Source organism: Hominisplanchenecus murintestinalis (genome assembly GCF_943193015.1).
In the GTDB taxonomy this organism is placed as follows: domain Bacteria; phylum Bacillota; class Clostridia; order Lachnospirales; family Lachnospiraceae; genus Hominisplanchenecus_A; species Hominisplanchenecus_A murintestinalis.
In genome coordinates this window covers 100727-109930 of the sequence record NZ_CALPCM010000008.1, presented here as the reverse complement: position 1 = coordinate 109930, position 9204 = coordinate 100727, and the positions used below count along the sequence as shown (strand labels likewise).

The 9204-nt window shown below is 46.5% G+C and carries 5 protein-coding genes; 4 read left to right on the top strand and 1 reads right to left on the bottom strand.

All coding sequences use genetic code 11. The features are described 5' to 3' along the window. The first annotated feature begins 225 nt into the window (after positions 1-225). The 4 genes from NFR99_RS05170 (at position 226) to NFR99_RS05155 (ending at position 6868) form a co-directional block, all read left to right on the top strand. Positions 226-4704 carry an InlB B-repeat-containing protein gene (locus NFR99_RS05170; protein WP_251353068.1) on the top strand — a complete coding sequence of 1493 codons (4479 nt, stop codon included), beginning with the start codon at positions 226-228 and terminating at the stop codon, positions 4702-4704. Positions 4705-4794: 90 nt separating this feature from the next. Next, positions 4795-5712 carry a hypothetical protein gene (locus NFR99_RS05165; RefSeq protein ID WP_251353066.1) on the top strand — a complete coding sequence of 306 codons (918 nt, stop codon included), beginning with the start codon at positions 4795-4797 and terminating at the stop codon, positions 5710-5712. Between the two features lie 178 nt (positions 5713-5890). Then, on the top strand, positions 5891-6397 hold the full coding sequence (locus NFR99_RS05160; protein ID WP_251353064.1) for a hypothetical protein: 507 nt from the start codon (positions 5891-5893) through the stop codon (positions 6395-6397). A 75-nt stretch (positions 6398-6472) separates the two neighbouring features. Then, positions 6473-6868, top strand: coding sequence for a lipocalin family protein (locus NFR99_RS05155; protein WP_251353062.1), 396 nt, complete (start codon positions 6473-6475; stop codon positions 6866-6868). 81 nt (positions 6869-6949) lie between these two features. On the opposite strand, the gene NFR99_RS05150 is transcribed toward NFR99_RS05155, so the two are convergent. Continuing rightward, positions 6950-9136, bottom strand: a complete 2187-nt coding sequence (locus NFR99_RS05150) for a transglutaminase-like domain-containing protein (RefSeq protein WP_251353060.1) — start codon at positions 9134-9136, stop codon at positions 6950-6952. Positions 9137-9204: the final 68 nt, after the last annotated feature.

Genomic DNA, 9204 nt, shown 5'->3' with positions numbered 1-9204 from the left:
ATGCAATAAGCAGCTTAAATACAGTAACTATGTGGCTTTCAGCCACTTTCACGGCACAGCTGTGAATAATTCAGGTTAAATATATCTATAAAATAATTATATATAATATATTTTAATCTATCAAAAAAAGGAACTTCAGAAGTGTTTTTAGGCTTCGGCGTAAAAACAAATTTGCAAAACCGGGGGTGTATAATTTAAATAAAAAAAGTGAGGAGAGATGTGCTTATGAAAGAGAAAAAACATGTTATTTCTGTGAGTAATGAGCCAGGTGCGGAGCTGGAACAAGAATTTAGCGAACGCCGCGCGGGGGAAAAGTTTCGCAGTCTGCGGAGAGGCGTGTGGATTGGATTTCTGCTGTTGTTTTGCTGTCTGTATGTTTTACCTGTAAAAGCTGCCGGGATGACGCTTGAACAGCTGCAGCAGAAATATCCCAACGGGGCTTACTGGAATCACTATAAGGCGTCGGGGCATGGTGATAGTCAATGCTATGGAGCCTGCGATAATCCGGACGGTTATACATGGAGCCCATGCCAGATACATGGAGGCGTGGCGGCTATGGGACGGGCAGACTGTAATAATTTCTATAAATATGGATATAGCCAGCAGTGCTGCGGGTTCGTGCGTAAGCTGGCAGATGACGTGTATGGGCAGAACTGCAAAGAATGGGGAGCGACCTGGGATGTTAATGCCATCAAGCCCGGAGATGTAATTTATTACAGCAATCACTGGGTTATGGTTATTGGCGTATCGGGAAATACGCTAACTTTTGGAGAGTGTAATTACCATGCGCATTATACAGAGTGCCCATGCTGTAACTGTAAGATCAAATGGGGACGTCAGATGAGCAAAGGAGAACTCAGGAAGAAAGGAGCAAAGATTTATTCTGCCCCCTATACGCTGCCGACTGTTTCCGGTTCTGCGCCTGCGGCGCCGGGAACGGTATCAGCCGCTGTAAATGATATGGGAATCGGCGACGCCCTAAACGTCAGCTGGAGCGTGGCTTTGGGAGCATCTTCCTATAGGGTGGATTTGCGCTGTGCAGCAAATGCAGCTTTAAACCAGTCAAAGGAAGTATTTGGAACTGGGACAGCTTTTAGCGTTTCCGGCGCCGGGACATATCAAGTGACAGTTTACGCTAAAAATGCTTATGGCACCAGTGGCGGGAAGACGTCCGGTAATATAACAGTGCATGGAAATGTAACGGTTACGTGGCAGGATTTTGACGGAAGCAGCCTGAAAACCCAGAGTGTAAAATGGGGAGGAAATGCTTCTGCGCCCGGTACGCCGGCCAGGGAGGGATATACATTTCAGAGTTGGAGCAGTGATGGCAAGAGTGTAAAAGAAGATACGGTTATTACGGCAAACTATCAGATTAATTCCTATGTTGTTACGTTTATGGACTATGAGGGAAATACGGTTGGAAGGCCGCAGAAAGTGAACTACGGAAGCGCCGCTGTTCCGCCGGAAGGAATTCCGGCAAAGCCGGGGTATATTTTCACAGGCTGGAATTCAGACGAATATCTGTGCGTGAAAAAGGCATTGAATATAGAAGCGGTCTATGTATGGGAAAATACGAATCTGCCCATTGTGACAGAAATCTTGTCTGCTAAAAGGAATGACGAAGGGACAGGGTATCAAATTTCTGTAAAAATGTCAAACTTTCCCAATGATTTTACGAAGGGGAAACTGGTAACGGCGCTCAAGACGAAAAACGGTAAAATGGCAGCGTCTGAAACGGATTCAGTCAGCTTACCTGTGTCGGGAGAATTGACGAAGGAAGTTTTTATTTTATATTCAGGACTGGCTACAAGTGTGGAGGTTTCCCTCGTGGGCGTAGCGGACGATGATACGACGGGAACTCCCAAGGCCAAAAGTGTCACAGCTTCCGTAGATGTGGGAAACGAATGGTCAGACTGGTCAGGGAATCCGGCTCCTGAAGGAAATAATATTCTGTCAGAAAGCAGGACGGAATATCGGTACAAAAAGAGAAAAACCATCAGGGCGTGTGCGAAGCCTGCAACGCCGGAAGGATATACCTACAGCGGATGCAAGGCGACGGGGACTTATACTGGCTGGGGCGCCTGGAGCGGCTGGAGCAGAAATTATTGCGCGTCTAATGTACAGACGAATGTGGGGACGCAGACAATGTATCGTTACTTTGCTTTTCACTGTTCAAACTGCGGGCAGCGGGATGATTTGTCCGGGGCATGTTCCAGGTGCGGGCAGTATACGCTAAACTGGGTAGAGGACTGGGGAACATGCAGAGGATATGACTATGGTCCGGGCTGGGTGAAATGGGGAAACAGAGGAAGAATATACTGGCAGAATACGTACTGGTACTTTGAACTGGACGGCACTTCCAATGGAATAGACCGGTCGGGTCAGGTGACAGCGCTGTTCTACCGCTATCAGACGCGGCAGGAATATTATGACTATGAATATTGGCAAACGGACTTTAGCGGCTGGCAGGGAGAGCGGGTTGCCGCAGATAAAGATACACAGGTAGAAACGAGAACGGCATACCGTTTTAAGACGAACTCTGTGGAAATTCCATGTTACAATTACAAGAGATATAAATACCAGAATCTGAATTCCGGCAATACAGTTTATACATATACCAGTGTTTATGCAGACAGCATGGACTTCCCGGGGGAATGGGAATACAACAAATCCTTTACGCAGCTACAGAAGATTGCGACGGTGGAGGAAGGGATTGATCTGTTTCATGGATATGGGGATTCGTCCTGGTATCGGGCAGATATTAACCAGGAGGGGGAAAGTACGCAGTTTGAGACAGTATCCTCTCTGGAGAATGGAAATGGAACCAGGCGGACGGCAGAAGGCATTGTTGAAGGAGCGGGAGGAAAATATGCGACTCTTTTAGTTTATAAAGGGCAGAATACGGATCCGACGGCCAGCCAGATTGAGTATGCAGCCCAGACACGGCTGGATGCAGACGGACATTATGAGTTTACGTTCATTACCAAAGAAGAGCCTACGGTTGAGACAGGGGATTTCATTATTACATTAGGAGTTGAGGGCGCGACAAATTATGCGACAGTGGGTACGATAGAGGCTCCAAAACCGGTCTATACGGTTGAATTTGTAGATGAAACGGGAGCAGGTATCGGCAGCCCTGTTAATGTAGTTTCCGGAGGGGACGCAGAAGCGCCGCAGGCGCCGGAAAAAGAAGGCTATGAGTTTATCGGATGGGATACAGGACTTCGCAATGTGCGCGAGAATCTGATTGTGACGGCACAGTACAGAAAGAAAACATATGCGGTGGTATTTGTGAACTGGGACAATACCAGTGTAGCGGTAAAGGAATTCGCGTATGGCGATGCGCTCACAGCAGATGTGATACCGGAAAAAGCAGGATTTACCTTTACTGAATGGGCAGACAAAGACGGAAATGCTGTTACAAATGTTACAGAGAACATGGTAGTTACTGCATCATATAAAGAAGCAGACTATACAGTTACGTTCCTTGACTGGGATGGAGAAATATTGAAACAGGATATCGTGGGATACGGAGAAGCAGCAAAGGCTCCTGAGATTGGAGCGCCCGCGGATGCAGACCTCTGTTTTGACGGCTGGAGCAGCAACGGTGAGGAGAACTTTGTGACAAGAAATCTAAAGATTTCTCCGGTCAGCAGACATGTCAGGACAGCAGAGGAGCCGAAATGCAGCGTTGCGGAAGGAATCTATAAAGAAGCTCAGACAGTAACCTTGACAACGGCTACGGAAGGAGCGGATATCTATTATTATATCTGCGATCCGGAGGAGGCATACTGTGCTTCTAAGCTTCTGTATGCAAACGCGCAGAAATATACGGAACCGATTCGGGTAGCCCAAAGCGCCTATTTATGTGCATATTCATCAAAGGATGGCATGGGTAACAGCGCAACAGCTTATACAGGAATCACTATTGAAGGGCCTGTTTCGGTATCAAAGATTACGCTGAGCAGCAGCCAGATTGCTTTGGATATTAACGGAAAAATGCAGCTTACAGCACAGGCGTTTCCGGAAGCGGCGTCGAACAGGCAGATTAAATGGAGCAGCAGCAATGAAACGGTAGCGATCGTTTCACAGACAGGTATGGTGATTGCTCTCGCTGAAGGAACCGCGGCGATTATTGCAGAGGCGGCAGATGGAAGTGGGAACCGCGCGGTTTGCAGCGTGACGGTAAAGAAACAGAAAGATGTGCCGGAAGGCGGTTCCGGGCAGAAACCAGCCGCGCCGTCAAAGCCGGATGCTTCTAATAAACTGACGGTTGGCGAAAAACTTTTGGATAGCGGCGGGAAAGGAATATACAAAGTACTCGGAACAGGAAGCCAGGCGTCCGTAGAGTATACAGCTCCGGCGAAGCAGCTGAAAACAATATCTGTGCCGGATACGGTTACAATAAAAAATAAAACGTTCTATGTGACGGCTGTTTCAGCCAATGCATTTAAGGGATGCAAGAAACTGCGGTCAGTAACCATAGGAAAAAGTGTAAAGACAATAGGTTCGAAAGCTTTTTATGGCTGCAAATCCTTAAAAACGATTAACTGTAAATCGATGAAGCTGAAAAAAGTAGGAAAAAACGCTTTTAAAGGCATTCATAAGAAAGCAAAAATTAAAGTGCCCAAAAGTAAATTAAAAGCTTACAAAAAGCTGTTTAAAGGAAAAGGGCAGGCAAAGAGCGTCAAGATACAGAAATAAAGAAAAGCGCTCAGGGTTTTTGCCAAGTATGGCGGAAACCCTGCAAAATCGGAAAAAGTATCAATAAAATAAAAAAGGAGAGATACGTTTATGAAAGAACAAAAAAATTTTAGTGCTTCAGGCAATGAACAAGGTATTGGGGTTACAAGGGAATTTGGAAAATGCTGCGGCAGGAGGAAAAACCGCGGTTTGCAAAAAGGAGCCTGGCTTGGGTTTGCAATGGCGATCTGCTGCACGCTGTTGTTTAGCATTCGCGCGTCTGCCGGGGACGTTACTATGCAAAACAAGAAATGGGTATCCGGGCAGCGGTATTCCTATACAGACGTAAACAAGGATGGGGAACTGGAGGAGCAGGATCATGGGATTGGATGCTATAAGATTAAGATAACAAAGCCGGGATATATCCGTGTGGAGGTAAAGACATCGCCGATTCCGGGGGCAAAGGGTTATGTTTCTCGGGGAACGTCAGTAAGAGTATTGGATTCCAGGAAAAAAGAGATTTATGATGATCCTAATGTTTATGCGGAGAAACGAGACTTTGACGTAGCGCTCAAAAAGGGGATTTATTATCTGGAGATAGATACGAATAAGAAATATCAAATGCGCTATACGTTTACGGCGACCGGGAAAATCAAAGGAAAGAAGCCTGCTGTGACAGCTTCTAAAGCATCTTTGCTTCCGGCGGGAAAGACTGTAAAGGGCGCCCTGTATTGGGATAGTTACGTACCTTATTATAAAATTGAAGTCCCTAAAAAGAAGAAAGTTACCATATCATTTAACGGTAAAATAAATGGCGAGATAGGAATTCAGATATTGGCGTTCAAAGGGAAAGAGTTTCGGACAATAAATAAAAAAGGCAAGATGGATGGAAAAGACAGTCTTAGCTGGTGGGATTTCATAGGGAGAGGAAAAAATAAGGTGTCGGGAAAGCTGGCGGAAGGCACGTATTATATTTGTCTGGTGGATTTTTCGGGAAGAGGGCAGTATTATACAATGAAGTGGAAATAAAGTGACAGTTTAGCCTGGGACTTTGCACTTGCAAATACCGCAAGGGGCAGGCGGCCGGCGGGTCGGAGAGTCCAAAATTCAGCAGAAGGGTGATTTTTTGAAACAGGGGTCTGAAAGCCTTATAAAATAAGGGCTTAAGATTCCGAAAAGTTATGATATTAAAAAGGAGGTCATGCTGATGAAACAAATAATTGTACTTATTTTATTAAGCCTGGCGATTTGCTGCGGGTGTGAAAAAAACGATGTGTCAGAACATGAAAGTGCCGCAGTGAGTATAAATGCAAATGATACGGCATCCTGGAGTTCTTCTCATGATACGGCGCCGATGCCGGAAAAAGTAGTTGAAGAAGAGGACTTAGTTGGATATTGGTCGCCAAATCCAGAAGAGGGGGAACCTGACGTTATTGAGTTTTATAAAGAGGACGGTATATTAAAGTACCGCTATTTCAGCGTCCTTTTGGGGAATGGAAACGGTTTTGGCATAGGAAAGGAGCGCACGATTTTTGAATATAATGCAGGAAACGTTGTACTCCGGGGTAATCAGGGAAGCTGCAGTTGCCAGATTGGAGAATCAGAGAGAGCATACATCTCTTTTTACTGCATGGATCCGGATATGGAAACCATCGCTGACCAGAAAGACGGAACGGTGTTTTACCGATGGGAAGAATTTACCATGCCGGAATAAACTCTTGGCGGAAAATACAAATTTTTACGGTTTACATCATAGAGTTATAAAATAAAGATAAAGGAGAAAAAGTAAATGGAAAAACAAAATACAACGGAAAATACAAAAAATAATTCGGAAAGTGGAAGCACACTTTTGGGAATGATCGTTTTAATTCTGATAGGCGTAGCGGTATGGCATTTTTGGGGTGGGAAGAAGTCTATTGTTGGGACATGGCAGTATGTAGGTATGCAAACAGATGATGGGTATAAAAATGAAGAAAATGATAAACTCATGATAAGTTTTCATAAAGATGGAACATATGTTGTGATATTCAATGGAATGGAGGATATTGGTACTTATAGCTATGACAATGATGAATTGGTTACACGGCAGCCGGGACGATATGATACCTTTGTTAAATGTGAGATTGACGGAGATAAGATGATTCTAACGACGGATGGGGGGTCAATAGAATGTAAACGTCAATAGATTTTGAGAAATGATGCGGAGATATCCAGAGGCGCGGAATACGCGTTGGATATCTCCGCATTGATAATCACCGCTTCTTTTTTACGCAAAGACATATAGGAATTTAAATAGCGCTTTCTTGGGAAGCGGGAGACCGGGATATATATGCATACAAAATCCCCGGTACATATCCCAGGCAAATCCCCGCTCTTCTTTTGTCATAGGCTTGCAGTCGAAGTTTGCCCGCACCGCCAGATCTAAAAGTTTCAAGACAGAGTCCTGTTCGAGCCACGGGAAGCTTTTTAGCATACCCGCTGCAAATGTTTCATCCTGGCAGTCTGCGTCCTCCTGGAAGCCTGCGAGGGACATCAATTTGCAGATATCGCAGAAAATCTCACGTACATCCGTCTGCCGACGCCGTTTGAGAAGCAGGCGCCGTCTCTGGCAGACAGCGAATACAGCCAGCGCCGAAAGCAGGAGCATACACAAGATCCAGACAGAAACAGCAGAGAGTGAGTTGCTGTTCCGGTCTTTTCCAGCGTTTGTGTTGCTTTCATTCTGCGGCCTGGTCATCGGCTGATTTTGGTTATTTATGTTCCTGTCGGTTTCATTTTCATCCATAGACGCCTGGGAATAGCCCGGCGTGACTTCTACCGGAACCCAGCCCTGGCCGGACAGATAGATTTCTGTCCAGGCGTGTGCCTGGCTGTCTTTTACCCATGCACGGTATTCCTTTCCGTTTTTGCGGAAAGAGTCCCTGGGGACTACATAGCCTGTGACGTAGCGCGAGGGGACGCCGTACATGCGGAACATCAGCGTCGCTGCAGTGGCAAAGTGTACACAATAGCCTTCATGCTTTTCAAACAGGAAATACTCTGCGAAATCTTTATCTTCAGGAAAATGCCCTATGCTCAGGTTGTATGTGGCATTTTTGTGCAGATAGTTTATGATAAAATTGCGCAGATCCAGAAAATCCTGGGGCTGGTAGGAGTTACATAAGTCCCGCAGCCTTCCCAGGCGTTCCTCGGGATAGGATGTGTAGTTCTGGTAAACAAAACCAGAATATTTCAGTTCTTCCTCTGCGTTGAGTGGCAAGGATGTATAATACCGTTCGTTTAGCTGGTCTCTGAAATAGCAGGTGTATAACAGGGAGTCTTCTGTTTTTTGGGCAGGTCTGGAGAGATAGGGGCGGTATGCGTAATCGCCCGCATCATCCTGTGGCTCTACCGTCAAGGTATGTCTGATAGGGGAGTCGGTATACAGACTGGAATCCAGGCTGTCAAGGGCGCTCTGATATACGGTTTCTTCCAGCGCATCTTCAGCCGCTTCCCATTTATCGCCCGTGTATTCCGCTCCAGTGTAGCATCTTAAATAAACCATATCGTCCGGCTTCTCGTCCAGCGTTACCCTCAGTACATCCTTGTTTTGGTCAGATACAAAGTCCGCATTGCCCAATTCACCGTTTCCAATTCCTGATGTAGCCCAGGTGCTGTTCCAGTCCGAAAACCAGCGGTTGATTTCCTGGATGACAGAGGTGCTTTGCAGTTTCTTTCTTATCTGCGGCGCGTCGGAAAAATACGGTTCCAGAGACGGCGCAACGAAATAAGAGCCTCCCGCCATCAGCAGGGCGAGGAGGGCGGTAAGGAAGAATACGCCTGCGCTCTGCCCTTTGGCCTGGCTTAAACCATCGGTAGCAAGCGCCCCGGAAAAGCAGCCGATCATCATACAGAGGGGGAGAAAATCAGGGATTTTTCCGACTGCGAGGGAAGCGCTGACAACGGCTGTCATGCTTACAAAGGCAAACATGCGGCCTCCGCGGAGCAAAAAGCCGGAGAACAGGATAGCTGCCCAGGGAAAAATCACGGTCAGCAGAAAGACAAACGCCTCTCTGGCGCCGGGCATGATATCCCTCGTCTTGGCGACGCCCCCGGTCTGGTATGCGCTGATTACCCGATAGATCACTTCTTCCGCTACGCTTCCGCCCTCCAGGAGCAAATCAAAATTTTTGTAGATAAGCCATGCATAAACCAGGCATGTCAGAATAGTCAGCAGTTTTGTATATCTTCCGGCCAGGCAGACAACGGCAAAAAAGAGTCCCATCAGAAGAAGGGCGGCAGACAGCAAAGCAAAATCACAGGGAATTTTAAACACGCTGAGAAAGCCGAATACACAGCCAAAAAGACCAAGATAGAAATAAATCAGCAGAACGGAAAGCCCGAGGACGCGCTCTCCAAGCCCGGCTTCGTGTTCTGGCTGTATCAGTTTGATTCCTGTCGTTTTCTTTTTCATAAGTTCCCCTTTCTGAAGCACATGCTTGTGCCATCTTGGCGGAGTTGGAAGCCTGATTCGGGACTGTC